The organism is Sphingomonas sp. A2-49, from assembly GCF_025548555.1.
In the GTDB taxonomy this organism is placed as follows: Bacteria; Pseudomonadota; Alphaproteobacteria; order Sphingomonadales; family Sphingomonadaceae; genus Sphingomonas.
Genome location: NZ_JAJLPA010000017.1, coordinates 23,849 through 39,353 on the forward strand (window position 1 = coordinate 23,849; position 15,505 = coordinate 39,353).

The 15,505-nt window shown below is 71.9% G+C and carries 14 protein-coding genes; 11 read left to right on the plus strand and 3 right to left on the minus strand.

Annotation, left to right across the window (positions count from 1 at the left end; translation table 11 throughout):
* Both LPN01_RS13355 and LPN01_RS13360 read left to right on the plus strand, forming a co-directional pair.
* Positions 1-594, plus strand: coding sequence for a nitroreductase (locus tag LPN01_RS13355; protein ID WP_262828960.1), 594 nt, complete (start codon positions 1-3; stop codon positions 592-594).
* 37 nt (positions 595-631) lie between these two features.
* Entirely contained in the window at positions 632-988 is a 357-nt protein-coding gene (locus LPN01_RS13360) for a GntR family transcriptional regulator (RefSeq protein ID WP_262828906.1), read from the plus strand.
* 188 nt (positions 989-1,176) lie between these two features.
* Here the strand turns inward: LPN01_RS13360 and LPN01_RS13365 are convergent, their stop codons facing one another.
* Positions 1,177-1,995, minus strand: a complete 819-nt coding sequence (locus tag LPN01_RS13365; protein ID WP_262828961.1) for an arylamine N-acetyltransferase family protein — start codon at positions 1,993-1,995, stop codon at positions 1,177-1,179.
* A gap of 138 nt (positions 1,996-2,133) precedes the next feature.
* The gene (locus tag LPN01_RS13370; RefSeq protein ID WP_262828907.1) at positions 2,134-3,864 is read right to left on the minus strand and encodes an acyl-CoA dehydrogenase; all 1,731 of its coding nucleotides are present in this window, start codon (positions 3,862-3,864) and stop codon (positions 2,134-2,136) included.
* A gap of 36 nt (positions 3,865-3,900) precedes the next feature.
* On the opposite strand from LPN01_RS13370, the gene LPN01_RS13375 reads away from it, so the two are divergent.
* Positions 3,901-4,833: an L-threonylcarbamoyladenylate synthase gene (locus LPN01_RS13375; protein WP_262828908.1), complete on the plus strand. Its 933-nt coding sequence runs from the start codon at positions 3,901-3,903 to the stop codon at positions 4,831-4,833.
* Positions 4,834-4,977: 144 nt separating this feature from the next.
* On the opposite strand, the gene LPN01_RS13380 is transcribed toward LPN01_RS13375, so the two are convergent.
* Positions 4,978-5,796 carry a flagellin gene (locus tag LPN01_RS13380; RefSeq protein WP_262828909.1) on the minus strand — a complete coding sequence of 273 codons (819 nt, stop codon included), beginning with the start codon at positions 5,794-5,796 and terminating at the stop codon, positions 4,978-4,980.
* A gap of 275 nt (positions 5,797-6,071) precedes the next feature.
* Between LPN01_RS13380 and LPN01_RS13385 the strand changes: the two genes are divergently transcribed.
* The 8 genes from LPN01_RS13385 to LPN01_RS13420 are packed head-to-tail and all read left to right on the plus strand — an operon-like array spanning position 6,072 to position 15,498.
* The gene (locus LPN01_RS13385) at positions 6,072-7,400 is read left to right on the plus strand and encodes a sigma-54 interaction domain-containing protein (RefSeq protein WP_262828910.1); all 1,329 of its coding nucleotides are present in this window, start codon (positions 6,072-6,074) and stop codon (positions 7,398-7,400) included.
* Positions 7,397-7,756 (plus strand): flagellar hook-basal body complex protein FliE, encoded by a 360-nt coding sequence (gene fliE, locus LPN01_RS13390; protein WP_262828911.1) that lies wholly within the window; start codon positions 7,397-7,399, stop codon positions 7,754-7,756. Before LPN01_RS13385 ends, fliE begins: the two co-directional genes overlap by 4 nt.
* 3 nt (positions 7,757-7,759) lie before the next feature.
* Positions 7,760-9,439, plus strand: coding sequence for a flagellar basal-body MS-ring/collar protein FliF (gene fliF, locus LPN01_RS13395; protein WP_262828912.1), 1,680 nt, complete (start codon positions 7,760-7,762; stop codon positions 9,437-9,439).
* A complete protein-coding gene (gene fliG, locus LPN01_RS13400; RefSeq protein ID WP_262828913.1) occupies positions 9,436-10,479 on the plus strand; it encodes a flagellar motor switch protein FliG in 1,044 nt (347 codons plus the stop codon). The genes fliF and fliG overlap by 4 nt, the downstream gene beginning before the upstream one ends.
* A complete protein-coding gene (locus LPN01_RS13405) occupies positions 10,472-11,209 on the plus strand; it encodes a flagellar assembly protein FliH (protein WP_262828914.1) in 738 nt (245 codons plus the stop codon). Before fliG ends, LPN01_RS13405 begins: the two co-directional genes overlap by 8 nt.
* Entirely contained in the window at positions 11,203-12,528 is a 1,326-nt protein-coding gene (locus tag LPN01_RS13410; RefSeq protein ID WP_262828915.1) for a FliI/YscN family ATPase, read from the plus strand. Before LPN01_RS13405 ends, LPN01_RS13410 begins: the two co-directional genes overlap by 7 nt.
* Complete coding sequence (locus LPN01_RS13415; RefSeq protein ID WP_262828916.1) at positions 12,521-12,952, plus strand: hypothetical protein; 432 nt, start codon at positions 12,521-12,523, stop codon at positions 12,950-12,952. Before LPN01_RS13410 ends, LPN01_RS13415 begins: the two co-directional genes overlap by 8 nt.
* Positions 12,953-12,987: 35 nt before the next feature.
* The gene (locus tag LPN01_RS13420; RefSeq protein ID WP_262828917.1) at positions 12,988-15,498 is read left to right on the plus strand and encodes a flagellar hook-length control protein FliK; all 2,511 of its coding nucleotides are present in this window, start codon (positions 12,988-12,990) and stop codon (positions 15,496-15,498) included.
* Positions 15,499-15,505: the final 7 nt, after the last annotated feature.

The following is a 15,505-nucleotide window of genomic DNA, read 5'->3' on the forward strand; positions in this document are numbered from 1 at the left end:
ATCTTCAACGACACCTCCACCCCGCTGTCGCTTCTCGCCACGCGGCGGTCGGGCAAGCCGCGCGATCTGGTCGCGCCCGGCCCCGATCGCGCGCAGCTGGAGCATATGCTGGCGATCGCCGCGCGCACGCCCGATCACGGCAAGCTGTCGCCCTGGCGGTTCGTCGTGATCGACGATCGCGACGCGCTGTCGCGCCTGATCGTCGAGGCCTATCGCGCCGAACGGCCGCAGGCGGCGCGGACGGAGATCGACTCGCTCGACCAGTTCGCGCGCCAAGCGCCCGCGCTGGTCGTCGTCCTGTCCTCGCCCAGCGCGACCAGCCATATCCCCCTGTGGGAACAGCAATTGTCGGCGGGGGCGGCGACCATGAACCTGCTCCACGCGGCGCATGCGATGGGCTTCGCGGGCGGCTGGCTGACCGGCTGGCCGTCGGTGTCGACCGCGGTGCGCGACGCGTTGGGCGGTCCCCACGAACGGATCGTCGGCTTCGTCTTCCTCGGCACGCCTGCACGCGCGCTGGAGGAACGGCCCCGCCCGGACATGGCACGGATCGTCTCGCATTGGCCCAAAGACCTATCCGCCACAGCGCGTTGACGGTGGACCTTTTCGCCCATTGCTGTATTAAGCCAGCATGACAGCGCTGAGCAACGAGGATAGCCCGGTCTATATCCGGCTGCGGGGCACGATCGCGGCGGGAATCCTGCGCGGCGACTATCGCGCCGGCGACCAATTGCCCTCGGTCCGCGCCTTCGCCGCCGAACACGGCGCCAACCCGCTGACCGTCGCCAAGGCATACCAGAGCTTTCAGGACGACGGCTATGTCGAGGTCCGCCGCGGCGTCGGCATGTTCGTGCTGCCCGGCGCGTCCGAAAAGTTGCGCGCCGCGGAACGGGCGAATTTCGTCGAGACGCAATGGCCGCGGATCCTCGGCTACATCGACCTGCTCGGCCTCGACGCCGCCGACCTGCTGGAACGCGAACGCGCCTGATTGTGGCCTGGGGGCGCAACGTCCCCGCGCCGCCGGCGCCGTTGCCGGCTTCCGCCGCTCTTCGCGACCTTTGATTCACGCGAAGACGCGATGGCGCGAAGGTGGTGCGGCCTTTGCGGCGTCGGCACGGGGGATGCCATTGCCGGCGGCGCGACCCCATTGCGTCTTCGCGTCTGCGCGCGAAGACATCAGAACAGCCCCAGCCGCTCCACTTCGTCCGGGGTCAGGTCGATGCCGAACATCAGCGACATGCGCATGCGATAGACACGCGGATCGGTGATCTCGGCGGCACTGCTGCTGTCCCCGGCGCGGCGGTGGTAGCGACGGTCGGTCAGCCCGGCGAGGCCGTGCGGCAGGACGATGCTGGCGATCGTCAGCCGGGTGAAGCGGCTCTCCGGCGCCGTCGCGGTCCAGTGATTCGACAGCGCGAGATCGGCGTCGAACACTGCCGTCTCGTGGAAACTGTATTGCGGTTGCCAGCCCTCGCCGGTGCCGCGGCCGTCGGTCGATCCGGGATCGCCCTTGCGGCTGAGCATCCAGCCGTGATCGGCGTGCCGGTCGAGGCGGAATACGGCGCCGTCGGGCGCGTCCGCCTGCCACCCGTCGGCGAGCGCCATCACCGGCGCATAGCTGCCGCCGAACCCGGCGTCGGCGATCCAGTCACGCCCGTCGATCGTCACGAGGCTCAAGGTATGCGTCAGTGGCGGCGCCTGGTCCGCGCCCAGCCAGACGCGGGCGAGTAGCGGACGGACGCGAAAGCCGAGCGCGGCCAGCGCGTCCATGAACAACCGGTTGTGCTCGAAGCAATAGCCGCCGCGCCGTGCGGTCACCAGCTTGGCGAAGACGCTGTCGGAATCGATCGCGATGCCGCGGCCGAGGCGCACGTCGAGGTTCTCGAACGGGATCGCGAGACGGTGCTCGCGCTGCAACCGGCCGAGGCCCTCGGCATCGGGCGTGACGCGCGCGGGCAGGTTGACGCGCGCAAGATAGCTGTCGAGGTCGAACATCTTGGAAAAACTCATGGGATGCGATTTGTGCCCCGCGCACGGGAAGGTCGCGCAGACGGCGCGGCGGATAGGGGCTCCCGTAGTCGCGAGCCCCTCCACCGTCGGCCGGCGCGCGCCCCCCCCTGACGGGGGAGGACTTCAGGCCGCGAACGCTTCCGCCGGCACCGCGTACAGCACGTCGGCGCTGGCGGTGGCCGCCGCCCTCAGCCCCATCGCTTCCGGCACGATCTGGTCGAGATAGAAGCGCACCGCGGCGCGCTTCACGACCGCGAACGCCTCGTCCCCCGCCGCGTGGCGCCCCTCGCGTTCCATCAGCCAGCCGCACGTCGCGACCGAGGTCATCGTCAGGAACGGATAGCTGGCGGCGAGCCGGTCGTCGGCGTCCGCGGTGACGAGGCGGTGGGCGATGGCGTCGACCGCGTCGATCAAAGCCACGAGGTCGGGATGCTCCGCTTCGGCGCGCATGTCCGCGACCAGCGCGGCGAAGGCGCCGCCACCTTCCTGGTTATGGCCGAGGCCGAGCTTGCGCCCGACAAGATCGGCCGCCTGAATGCCGTTGGTGCCTTCGTAGATCGGGGTGATGCGGGCATCGCGGAAATACTGGGCAGCGCCGGTTTCCTCGACATAGCCCATGCCGCCGTGCACCTGGATGCCGAGCGACGCCACCTCGTTGCCGATGTCGGTGCCATGCGCCTTGGCGAGCGGGGTGACGATCTCCAGCCGGTCCCGCGCCGCGGCATCGCCCAGCCCGGCGCGATCGACCTGGCCGGCGGCATAATAGACCAGCGCCCGTGCCGCCTGCGTCTGCGCCTTCATCCGCAGCAGCATGCGGCGGACGTCGGGATGGTCGACGATGCGCACCGGATCCTTCACCACCGAGCCGGCGCGCGCCGACTGGACGCGTTCGAGCGCATAGCCGACCGCCTTCTGCGTCGCGCCCTCGGCGATCTGCACGCCTTGCAGGCCGACGTTGAGACGGGCGTTGTTCATCATCGTGAACATCGCGCGCATCCCGCCATGCTCCGCGCCGATCAGCTCGCCGATGCAATCGTCATGGTCGCCGAAGCTCAGCACGCAGGTGGGCGAGGCGTGGAGCCCCATCTTGTGCTCGATCGACACGACGCGGACATCGTTGAAGTCGCCCGGCGTGCCGTCGTCGCGCAACCGGAACTTGGGCACCAGGAACAGGCTGATGCCGCGGGTGCCGGCGGGCGCGTCGGGCGTGCGCGCGAGGACGAGGTGGACGATATTGTCCGCCATGTCGTGGTCGCCGAACGAAATGTAGATCTTGGTCCCCTTGATCGACCAGGTCCCGTCGCCGCGCGGGCGCGCGGTTGCGCGCAGCGCGCCGACGTCGCTGCCCGCCTGCGGCTCGGTGAGGTTCATCGTGCCGGTCCAGGCGCCGGTGGCGAGATGCGGCAGGTACAGCGCCTGCTGATCCGGGCTGCCGTGATGGATCAGCGCCTCGATCGCGCCGACGGTCAGCGTCGGGCACAGCGCGAACCCCATGTTGGCGCTGCCCAGCGTATCGAGCACCGCGGTCTGGATCGCGAAGGGCAGCCCCTGCCCGCCGAATGCCTCGGGCACGCCGATCGTGCCCCAGCCGCCCTCGACGTAATCGTGATACGCCTTGACGAAGCTCGCCGGCATATGGACGCCGTCGGGCGACCATTTCGCGCCGACGGTGTCGCCTTCGCGGTTGAGCGGCGCCCATTCGCCGCCGGCGAATTCGCCGACCCCTTCCAGCACCGCATCGACGACGTCGGCGCTGGCGGCGGCGAACCGCGGCGTCCCGGCGAGTTCGTCGATGCGGACGACATGCTCCAGCACGAAACGCTGGTCGGCGACGGCGGCGGTAAAGGACATCATTCTCTCCCAGGATCGGCTTCGATATAGCCCCTCGCGATGGCCGATCCAAACCCGCGCATCTTACCCTACGGCATGGCCGCGATCGCGGAGGCCGCGGCGCGAATCGGTCGCGGCGAATGCGTCGCGGTGCCGACCGAGACGGTCTATGGCCTCGCGGCGGATGCGGGGAATGCGGCGGCGGTCGCGGGCATCTATGCCGCGAAGGGCCGGCCGAGCTTCAACCCGCTGATCGTCCATGTCGCCGACGCCGACGCGGCGGAGGCGCTGGCGGTGTTCGACGCCGATGCCCGCACGCTGGCGGCGGCGTTCTGGCCGGGCCCGCTGACGCTGGTGCTGCCGCTGCGCGCAGGCGCGCCGATCGCGTCGCTGGTGACCGCGGGCCTGCCGACGATCGCGATCCGCGTGCCGCGCCATCGCGCGATGCAGGCGGTGCTGGCGGCGAGCGCGCGGCCGCTCGCCGCGCCGTCGGCGAACGCCAGCAACGGCATCAGTCCGACCCGCGCGGCGCATGTCGCCGCCAGCCTCGGCACGCGCGTGCCGCTGATCGTCGACGATGGCGCGACCGCGGCGGGGCTCGAATCGACCATCGTGGCGGGTCGCACGATCCTGCGCCCCGGGCCGATCACCGCCGCGGACATGCCGTTTCCGGTCGTGCGACACTCTATAGACTCTATAGACTCTGGCATCACCGCGCCGGGTCAGCTCGCGGCGCATTATGCCCCGCGCAAGCCGCTGCGGCTGGGGGCGACCGATGCGCGCCGCGACGAATGGCTGATCGGCTATGGCACGGTCGCGGGCGACGACACGCTGTCCGCGTCGGGCGACCTGCGCGAGGCGGCGGCGCGGCTGTTCGATGCGCTGCACCGCGCCGATGCGGGCGACCGGGCGGGAATCGCGATCGCACCGGTGCCGTGCGACGGGCTGGGCGAGGCGATCAACGACCGGCTGGCCCGCGCCGCGCACCGCTGATCGGGACCGCCGGGCACGATCGCTCCGGACGGCCGAAACCCCCGGCGGCTCTGGGGCCGCCGGGGGTCTGGCTTGCTCGTCCTTGGGGGGAGAGCGCGGTCGGCGCCGACGCCCTTGGGGGGCGGCGCCAGCGCCGGAACCGGATTACTGGAGGAGCTTCAGGACGCCCTGCTGGCTCTGGTTGGCCTGCGCCAGCATCGCCGTCGACGCCTGGCTGAGGATCTGCGCCTTGGCGAGCGCGGTCGTTTCGGCCGAGAAGTCGGCGTCCATGATCTGGCTCTTCGCCGAAGCGAGGTTGGTCGAGTTGGTGGTCAGGTTGTTGACCGCCGACTGCAGACGGCTCTGGCCGGCACCCAGCGAGGCGCGCGCCGTGTTGACGTCGGTCAGCGCCAGATCGACGCTGGCCATCGTGGCCGCCGCCTTCGTCGTGTCGCTGACGTCGAGCGCAGTCGCCGAGATGTTCGCGGCGGTGATCGCCTTGCTGGTCAGCGTCACGGTGTTGGTGCTGTCCGCGCCGGTCTGGATGACCGTTGTCACATCGGCGCTCGTGCTGAACATCGCGGTGCCGTTGAACTTGGTGTTCGTCAGGATGTCGCTGATCTGCGCCTGCAACTGCGAGACTTCGGTCTGCATGTTGGTGCGGTCGCTGCCCTGATAGGTGCCCGACTTCGACTGGACCGCCAGCTCGCGGACACGCTGCAGCATGTTCGACACTTCGTTCAGCGCGCCGTCGGCGGTCTGCGCCAGCGAGATGCCGTCGTTGGCGTTGCGGATGCCCTGGTTCATGCCGCGGATCTGCGCGGTCATCGTGTTCGAGATGGCGAGGCCGGCGGCGTCGTCCTTGCCCGAGTTGATGCGCGAACCGGTCGACAGGCGCTCCATCGCGGTCGACAGCGACAGGTTGGCGGAGGTCGATGCATTGGCTGCGCGGAGCGATGCGACGTTCGTACCGATAACACTCATGTGATGTCTCCAATTAGCTGCGGCGCTCCCCGCCGCCCCCAGAGCGGAGGGCCGAGCCGCCAAATGGGATAACGGCCGGCTTGCGGGCGGCTTTAGAAGAAAAATGCGCCGTGGCCGCAGCGCGGTTTATTGCCCCCTTCCCCGTCCCCCTACGTGCACGGGCGTCGCGCGCGCGGTCGCGGAACGCGCCCGGAAATATTTTGCCGGCCGGCAACCGCTTTAACGCCGCGTTTACCCATCTTGCCGCATTGCAGGCATGTCCTTGGGGGATAGCCATGCGTTCGATTTTTCCATCTGCTGCGGTCGTGCAGCGCAAATATGCGCTCGTGTCGGGGCTTCGCGCCCAGGGCTTCGGCGTGGGCGCGTTCGACACCGGCCAGCCCGGCCCGGCCGACCTGTTCCTGGTCGCCGAGGGCGAGGCCCCGCCCGCCCCGGCGCGCACCGTCATCATCGGCCACGACGGCGACCGCCACGTCGTGCCTTCGCGCGACGGCCATCCCGCGCGCATCGCCTTCGGCCCGGCGGATGCGGCGGTCGGCAACGGCTTCGCCCGCGCGCTGGTCGCCGGCCCGGACATGCCGACCGCGGCGGACCCCGAATCGCTGGCGCTGCTGGCGCTCGCCGAGCGCGTCGCGCAGGCGGACATCACCGTGCTCATCAACGGCCCCACCGGCACCGGCAAGGAAGTGCTGGCGCGTGCGATCCACAACAATTCGCCGCGCAAGGCCGGGCCGTTCATCGCGATCAACTGCGCCGCACTGCCCGAAACGATGTTGGAGGCGCTGCTGTTCGGCCACCAGAAGGGCGCGTTCACCGGCGCCTCGTCGGGCGGCGAAGGCTTCTTCCGCGCCGCCGACGGCGGCACCATCCTGCTCGACGAGATCGCCGAGATGCCGCTGCAATTGCAGGCCAAGCTGCTGCGCGTGCTCCAGGAGCGCGAGGTGGTGCCGATCGGCGCCTCGGTGCCGCAGAAGATCGACGTCCGCGTCATCGCCTGCGCCAACCGCGACCTTCAGGGCGAAGTCGCCGCCGGCCGGTTCCGCGCGGATCTCTATTACCGCCTGTCGGTCTTTCCCCTGTCGACCAAGCCGCTCGCCGAGCGCCAGCAGGATATTCCCGCGCTCGCCGCGACGATGATCCTGCGCCATGCCGGCACCCGCGCGGTGGTGCCGTGGCCGACGACCGCGGCGATCGAGCAGCTGCTGCGCCACGACTGGCCGGGCAACGTCCGCGAGCTGGAAAACGTGATCCAGCGCGCGCTGCTGTTCGCCGGCGGCGAGACGATCGAGGCGAGCCACATCGTGTTCGACCGACCGATCAGCTTCACCTTCGCCAACGTCTCCGCGGCGGTCACGCCGCTGTTCCCGCAGGCCACGCCCGCCGCCGAACCGGCGGCGTCGGGCGCGACCCTCGGCAACGTCGTGCAGATGAGCGAATTCCAGGCGATCCGCGAAACGCTTGCGGCGTGCGGCGGCAGCCGGATCGAAACCGCGCGCCGCCTCGGCATATCGGAGCGCACGTTGCGCTACCGCCTCGCCAAGGCGCGCGAGCAGGGCGACGACCTCGCCCGTCCCGGTAGCACCGCCTGGGCGGTGTCGGCATGAGCGGCGTCGGTGGTGTCGGCGGCGCGATGAGCGTCGACCGGGTGATGCAGCTGCGCGCGCAGATCCTCGAACGCAACCAGGCGCTGAGCCGCGCCGGCGCCGCGGAGGGGCCGGCGTCGACGGGCGCGACGAAGCCGACCAGCTTCGCCGATACGCTCCAGGATGCGCTGAAGGACGTCAACGAGGGACAGAACAAGGCGTCCGCCCTGTCCGAAAGCTACGAGCGCGGCGAGACGGTCGACATCGCCAAGGTCATGCTGGCGCGCCAGCAGGCTTCGGTCGGGTTCGAGGCCACGCTGCAGGTCCGCAACAAATTGCTGTCCGCCTACAAGGACATCATGAGCATGCCGGTATAATCGATGAGCACCGCCCTCGCCACCACCACGCCCTCCGCCCTGCCGGAGAAATTCGCCAACCCGCTGCTCCAGATCAAGGGCGTGCTCGCCCAGCCGGCGGTGCGCCGCAGCCTGCCGATGGCGCTGCTCGTCGCGTTGATCGGCGCGGCCGCGCTCGCCTGGATGTCGCTGTCGACGCCGACGCAGAAGACGCTGTTCACCGGTCTGACCGACGCCGACAAGCAGGCGGTCACCAGCGCGCTGACGCAGGCCAGCATCACGAGCCACGTCGACGAGGGCACCGGTGCGCTGACCGTCGACGAGGACCAGTTCAGCAAGGCGCGGATGCTGCTCGCCGGACAGGGCCTGCCCAAGCAGGCGCCGGGCGGCTACGCCATCCTCGACCAGCTGCCGATGGGCGTCAGCCGCGCGGTCGAGGGCGAACGCCTGCGCCAGGCGCGCGAAACCGAACTCGCCCGCTCGATCGAGGATATCGACGCGGTGGCCGAGGCGCGCGTGCACCTCGCCACCCCGGAAGCGAGCGTCTTCGTGCGCGACAATGCCGCGCCCTCGGCGTCGGTCGTCGTCAAGCTCCAGGGCGGCCGCGCGCTGAGCCAGGCGCAGGTGCAGTCGATCATCAACCTCGTCGCCAGTTCGGTGCCGGGGATGAAACCCGAGAGCGTCACCATCGTCGACCAGATGGGCGCGCTGCTGTCCAAGCCGGGGGCCGGCGGCGTCGATGCCGACGGCGACGCGCGGCTGGAGATGCAGCGCAAGACCGAGGACAAGGTGCGCCAGCAGCTCGTCCAGCTGCTCACCCCGCTGGTCGGCGCCGGCAATTTCACCGCCGAGGTGCAGGCCGACATCAACCTCGACCAGACGCAGGCGACGCGCGAAAGCTACGACAAGGCCGGCACGCTGCGCGCCGAGACGGGCAACTGGACGGGCAACCAGGCGGCCGGTCCGGCGACGCCCGGCGGTATCCCCGGTGCGCTGTCGAACACCCCGCCGCCCGCAAGCCAGCTCCAGACGCCGCAGCCCGCGAACGGCGCGAGCGGCGCGCCCGCCGCGGATCCGACCCCGGTCGCCGGCGGCGCCGCGCCCAATCCCAACAAGCAGAGCGACAGCTTCCAGCGCGCCTATGACCTCGGCAAGGAAGTGTCGGTCACGCGCCAGACGCCGGGATCGGTCAAGCGCCTGTCGGTCGCCGTGCTGCTCCGCGATCCCGACAAGACGCGCCGCACCGCGATGGAGATCGGCCAGATCACCGACCTGGTGAAGAGCGCGGTCGGTTTCGACCAGGCGCGGCAGGATCAGGTGACGGTCATCAGCCGCAAGTTCGCCGATGGCGCCACCGCGACCGATGGCCCGGCCTGGTACGACAACGCCTGGTTGCCGGTGCTGGCGCGCAACGCCACCGCGATCGTCATCGCGCTGCTCGTCCTGCTGCTCGGCGTGCGTCCGCTCGCCAAGGGGCTGATGAAGAAGCGCGAGGATGCCACCCCGGCGCTCGCCGGTCCGGGCGGCGCGATCGGCGGCGCCAATGCCGAGGGCATCACGGTGCATGAGACGGTCAGCCTCGACCGGCTCGCCCAGACGCAGACGGTCGACGACCGGATCGGCGCGGTCCGCGGCTTCACCCGCGACAATCCGGCGCGCGCCGCGCTCGCGATCCGCGACATGATAAAGGCGGACGCCAAGTGAGCGCCCCCGCCCCCGCCCCGGTCGCCGCGGCGGTCCGCAGCTACACCGGCGTCGAACGCGCCGCGGTGCTGATGATGCTGGTCGGCGAGGAGGAGGCCGCGGCCATCCTCCAGAAGCTCGACCCCGAGGAGGTCCGCCAGCTCGGCTCGGCGATGTTCGCGGTCGCGGACGTGTCCGAACAGGAGATGGAGGACGTGCTCGACGATTTCGTCGGCAAGGCGCGCGAGCGCACCGGCGTCACCTTCGATCCGCGCCCCAAGATCGAGGCGGTGATGAACCGCGCGCTCGGCCCGGAAAAGGCGGAGAGCGTGCTCGCCCGCATCACCCCGCCCGAGGCCGCGTGCGAACTCGAGCTGCTCGACTGGCTCGACGCGAGCGAGATCGCGCAGATGATCGAGAAGGAACATCCGCAGATCGCCGCGGTGATGATCGCCAACCTCGACCCCGCGGTCGGCGGCCAGGTGCTCGAACTGCTGCCCGACGCGGTGCAGCCCGACATCCTCCACCGCATCGCGCGGCTGGGGCCGATCAACCCCGACGCGGTCGACACGCTGAAGGCGGTGCTCGCCAACCGGCGCGGCGGCAGCGGCGGCGGGCGCGCGGGCGGCAACGGCCTGACGCTGGGCGGCACGCGCGAGGCGGCCAAGATCCTGCAGGGCGCGCGCAAGGCGACGGAGCAGCGGGTGATGCCCAAGCTGTTCAAGATCGATAAGGACGTCGCCAAGGCGATCGAGGAGGCGATGTTCGTCTTCGACAATCTGCTCGACATGGACGACAAGAACCTCGGCACGCTGATCCGCAACGTGGACGGCGACATCCTGTCGCGCGCGCTGAAGGGCGTCGACGAGGGCGCGCGCAACCGCTTCCTCGGCTGCATGTCCGCGCGCGCCGCGGACGGCATCCGCGACGAGATGGAGGCGCGCGGGCCGATGAAGCTCGCCGAGGTGCTGGAGGCGCAGAAGGCGATGATCGCCATCGCCCGCAACCTCGCCAAGGACGGCACCATCGTGATGGGCGCGAGCGACGACGATTATGTCTGACTTTGTCGCGGGATTCGCTGCTCGCCACGATACGGCCGCGCACCTGTTGCAGGCCGCCTTCGCTCCCGCCGACGGCTTCACCCCGCGCGACATGTGGGCGACGCTGGAGCGCGAGCTGGGCGGCGAGCGCCCTGCGCCCGCGCCCGGCGGGCCGAGGCATTTCAGCCCCGCCGACCCCAGCGGCGACAAGCCGACGCACGGCTGGGACCCGCTCGATGCGCAGGCGGAGCCGACCGGCTTCATCGACCCGATCGAGACCGCGCATGCCGCGGGCTATGCGGAGGGGCTCGCGGCCGCCGCTGCCGCGGCACGCGAGGGCGGCGACCGCGACCGCGCGTTGCTGACCGAACTGACCGCGGCGCTCGCCAACGGCCACCAGCTCGACCGCGACCGGATCGCGGGCCAGCTGCGCGCCACGGTGCTGATGCTGGTCGAACGGCTGGTCGGCGAATGCGGCGTCGGCGCCGCCGTGCTGACCGCGCGGATCGAAGCCGCGGCCGAACTGCTTGCAGATGCGAGCGAATCGGCGCTGCTGCGGCTCCATCCCGACGACCTGCCGCTGGTCGAGGGCGGGTTGCCCAAGTCGATCTTCGCAGCGGGCGATCCGTCGCTGGCGCGCGGCAGCTTCGTGCTCGAAAGCGCATCCACGCTGGTCGAGGACGGGCCCGACCTGTGGCTGGGCCAGCTCGCCGCGGCGATCGACCGCGTGCCGGTGCCCGCCGCGTGCTGAACCGCTTCACCGCCGATTACCTGGAAACGCTGGCGGTCGCCGATTTCCGCCCGGCGCCCAAGGTGTCGGGACGCCTGTCCTCCTACGACGGGCTGCTCATGGAGGCGGTCGGCCTGTCGCTGCCGGTCGGTACGATCTGCGCGATCGGCGATCCCGGCGCCAGCGTCGAGGCGGAGGTGATCGGCTTCCGCAATGGTCGCACATTGCTGATGAACCTCGGCGGCCCGGCCGCGCTGCTGCCGCGCGCACCGGTGCGTCCCGTCGGCCCTCCGGGCGAGGCGGAGGTCGGCGCCGCGCTGCTGGGCCGCGTCGTCGACGGTGCCGGGCGTCCGATCGACGGACTGGGGCCGATCCGCGGCGCGGGCACATGGCCGCTCGCCGGCAAGCTGCAATCGCCGCTCGACCGCGGGCGCGTGCTGAAGCCGATGGACGTCGGCGTGCGCGCGATCAACGGGCTGCTCACCATCGGCCAGGGCCAGCGCGTCGGCATCATGGCGGGATCGGGCGTCGGCAAGTCGGTGCTGCTCGGTATGATGGTCCGCGCGGCGCAGGCCGACGTCATCGTCATCGGCCTGATCGGCGAGCGCAGCCGCGAGGTCGCCGACTTCCTGGAAACCAAGGTCGCCGGGGCCGCGCGCGCGCGATCGGTCGTCGTCGCGGTCCCCGCCAACCATTCGCCGGTGCTGCGCATCCGCGGCGCGCTGCGTGCCACCGCCATCGCCGAGGCATTCCGTGCCGAGGGCAAGCAGGTGCTGCTCATCATGGACAGCCTGACCCGCGTCGCGCATGCGGGCCGCGAGATCGGCCTGGCGCTGGGCGAGCCCGCCTCCGCGCGCGGCTATCCGCCCTCCGCGATCGCGATGCTGCCCAACCTGATCGAGCGCGCCGGCACCGACGTCCACACCGGCGGATCGATCACCGCGATCTACACGGTGCTCGCCGACGGAGACGACGGCAACGATCCCGTGGTCGATTCGGCGCGGTCGATCCTCGACGGGCATATCGTGCTCAACCGCCACCTCGCCGAACGCGGCGTCTATCCCGCGATCGACATCGGCCCCTCGGTCAGCCGGGTGATGACCGACATCGCCCACCCCGACCACGTCCACGCCGCGCGCGTGCTGCGCCGCCATCTCGCCACCTATGAGGAGAACCGCGATCTGGTGCTGATGGGCGCCTATCGCCCCGGCGCGGATCCGGCGATCGACGGGGCGATCGCGGCGCATCCGGCGGTGATGGAATATATCCGGCAGGGCGCCGACGAGATCGTCGCGCTGGGCGATGCCATCGCCGAACTGACCGGTGTCTTCGGTGCCTGACGCGAAGAAGCTGGCGCGCATCCATCGCGTCCGCACGCTCCAGCTCGGCCTGACCCGCGCCGACGAGATGCGCGCGCACGAGAAATTCGCCAGCGAGACGCATCTCGCCAGCCGTATCCAGGCGCTGGCCGACGCCGTGTCGCCGGTCGCCGATACCAGCGCCAGCGCGGCCGCGCTGGGCGCGCAGGCGCATTTCCGCGAACGGCTGCACCAATCGTCCGCCGCCGCGCAGACGCGCGTCCAGTCCGCCGAGATGTTCGTCAACCGCGCCGCGGAGGCGACGCGCGCCGCCAAGCGCGACCAGAGCGCGATCGAGAAGCTGCTCGACCGCGCCCGCCGTGCCGCGGTCGCGAAGGAGATGCGCAGCCTCGAGGACATGCCGCCGGCATCCCCATCGAAGGCAAAACGGCACGATCCTTGCTGATACCGGGATCGAACCCTCGCTGACGAGATCGCCCGATGATAACCGCCACCGCCGCCATCCTCCCGACCGCCCCCGGCCAGCCGGCCCGGGGCGCGTCGCCGGCCGGCGGGGACGCGTCGTTCGCGGCGTCGATGATGGCCGCCGGCAGCGCGACGGAGGGCGCCGCCGCCGCTCCCGCCACCGCCGTCGGCCGGCAAGCGATTGCCGTTCCCGGCATGCCGCTGCCGACCGCCGACGCGCCGGTGACGATGGACCCGGCGCTGGCCTGGCTGCCCGCGGTGGATATCGCGGTCCCCGCCCCGTTCGACATGCCGGCCGTCGCCGGTGTCGCGGGTGCCGCTTCGCCCGCCCCGCTGCGCAGGGTGCGTGACATTCCGGCGATCCTCGTCCTCGATCCCGCCGGCCCCGCGCCGATGCCGGTCCCGCCGCAACCGGCGCCGACCGGGGAAGCCCTGCCCCGCCCGGCCGATCCGGCCGATCCGGCCGACCCGGCCACGCCGGTGCCAGGGTCGTCGCCGGTCCTCCCCGCCGATCCGGACCTGCCGATCATCCTCGTCGATCCGGTCGCGGTGCCGCTGCCCGACATGGACCTGACGCTGCCCGCGCGCCGGGGCGCCGCGTCGGCGCCGGTCGTGGCGGCCGACGTTCCGCCCGCTCCGATCGCGCCACCGACCACGCGCGACGACGACCCCGTCGTGGAGCGCGAACCGGCGGACGACGACGCCCCGGCGTCGGACGGCCTGCCGGCGCCGCAGCCCGACGTGCCCGTCATCGCCGCGGCAGCGCCCCAACCCGTCCTGCCGGCGCCCGACATTCCCGCGACGACGATCGCGACGCCCGCGCCGGACCCGATCGCGATCCGGCCGCGCAACGCCGATGGCCCGATGCGCACCCCGCCCCCTGCCGATGCCGCCGCCACGCCGCCGCCCGTCGACGACCGGCCGGCCATGCCTACCGCGGCGCCGACGATGGCTGCCGATACCGCAAGCGCGCCGGTCGCCGCATCCGCAACCGCCGCCCCGACGGTAAGCGACCCGCTCGCCGGGCGGACCGCGCCGTCGGCCAAGCCCCACGATGCCGGGACGATGCGGAACGCCGGCAAGGCGCCGGCTGCCGAGCCGGACACGATCGTCAGGCATCCGCACGCCGCGGCAACCGCGGCCATCATGCCCGCCCGACCCGATACGGCGAGCGCGCCTACGGCCGGATCCGCCAGCGCGCCCCCGCCCGCGGCGCCCGGCTGGCCGGTTGCGGAGACGGTCGTGGGCGACGCTGCACGCGGCGTGGCGTCGCCGGCGATGCCGCGCTCCGGACCCGATCGCGCGACGGTGGCGGCGCGCATCGGCGACAATCCGGATACGAAGCGCGCTGCGACGACCCCGCTATCGCCGGATCCCACGGTGGCGGCGATCCCGGCCCCCATGGCGGCACGGATCGACCGGTCGGTTGCGGACGCGCCGCCGACACCCGGCATCGCTCCCGTACCGGAGCAGGCAGGCCAATTGACTACCGCCCCGCTCGCGACGGCAGGACAGGCCATGCCCGTCATGGCCGACGCGATGCCGGCACTGGTCGCCGATCCGCGCGCGACGCCGGCCGAGCGCCTCGCGCCCGCTCCGCCTGCCGGTACCGCGCCGCCGCGCGACGCGGCCGCCGCCCCGCCGGTAATCGCGGTCGCCGCGCCGGTCGCGGTCGCCCCGGCTCCCGTCGCCACCGCCCCGATGCAGGCCGCCGCCACGCCGCCCCAGCCGGGCTTCGTCCGCGAAGTCGCGCGCGCCAGCCGCCAGACGGTCGCGCTCGCGCCCCGGACGGCCCTGCCGCAGCCGGTTGCCGGCACCACCGCTCCCGCCGCGCAGGTCTTCGGCGCGGCGATGCACGCGGCGAGCGGCAACGACGACCGCCGGGCGACGGAGCCTGCCGATCCGGCGCTGCTCGCCACCGCCGCCCCGATTGCGCCACCCGCGGCCCATGCGACTGCAGCCACCGATGCCGCCGCACCGACGCTCGACCTGCGCCAGAATACGTGGCCCGCGACGATGATCGACCATATCGAGGCGCTGCGCGACGCGGCCAATGCGAACGACACGCGCATCCGCCTGGTCCCCGACGCGCTCGGCACGATCGACATCGCGGTGCGCACGGTCGGCGACGCGCTGCACGTCCGCTTCACCGCCGAGGATGCGACGACCCGCACGCTGATCGAGGATGCGCAGCCCCGGCTCGCCGCGATCGCCGGGGAGCGCGGCCTGCGCATCGGCCAGTCGATCGTCGAGGCCGGGATCGCCGCGCCCGGCCAGCCCCAGTCCGCGCAGAACCAGGGCCAGTCGTCCGCGAGCCAGTCCCAGTCCCAGTCCCAGCCGGGACAGCAGGCCCCGGCACAGGGCGCGGCGGGCGGCCACCAGTCGCAGACCGCGGCGCAGGCGCAGGCCGGCCAGCAGCAGCCCCGCCAGCAACCCCAGCAACCCCAAACCGCGCGCCGGCCAGGCGCGCCGGCACGCACCCCTTCCACCGATAGCGATGCCGGCGGCAACGGCCGTATCGCCTGACACACGA

Coding starts and splice junctions, on each gene's coding strand:
- LPN01_RS13360 (WP_262828906.1), top strand. CDS start 632: ATGACAGCGCTGAGCAACGAGGATAGCCCGGTCTATATCCGGCTGCGG.
- LPN01_RS13380 (WP_262828909.1), bottom strand. CDS start 5,796: ATGAGTGTTATCGGTACGAACGTCGCATCGCTCCGCGCAGCCAATGCA.
- LPN01_RS13385 (WP_262828910.1), top strand. CDS start 6,072: ATGCGTTCGATTTTTCCATCTGCTGCGGTCGTGCAGCGCAAATATGCG.
- fliF (WP_262828912.1), top strand. CDS start 7,760: ATGAGCACCGCCCTCGCCACCACCACGCCCTCCGCCCTGCCGGAGAAA.
- LPN01_RS13405 (WP_262828914.1), top strand. CDS start 10,472: ATGTCTGACTTTGTCGCGGGATTCGCTGCTCGCCACGATACGGCCGCG.
- LPN01_RS13370 (WP_262828907.1), bottom strand. CDS start 3,864: ATGATGTCCTTTACCGCCGCCGTCGCCGACCAGCGTTTCGTGCTGGAG.
- fliE (WP_262828911.1), top strand. CDS start 7,397: ATGAGCGGCGTCGGTGGTGTCGGCGGCGCGATGAGCGTCGACCGGGTG.
- LPN01_RS13375 (WP_262828908.1), top strand. CDS start 3,901: ATGGCCGATCCAAACCCGCGCATCTTACCCTACGGCATGGCCGCGATC.
- LPN01_RS13420 (WP_262828917.1), top strand. CDS start 12,988: ATGATAACCGCCACCGCCGCCATCCTCCCGACCGCCCCCGGCCAGCCG.
- LPN01_RS13365 (WP_262828961.1), bottom strand. CDS start 1,995: ATGTTCGACCTCGACAGCTATCTTGCGCGCGTCAACCTGCCCGCGCGC.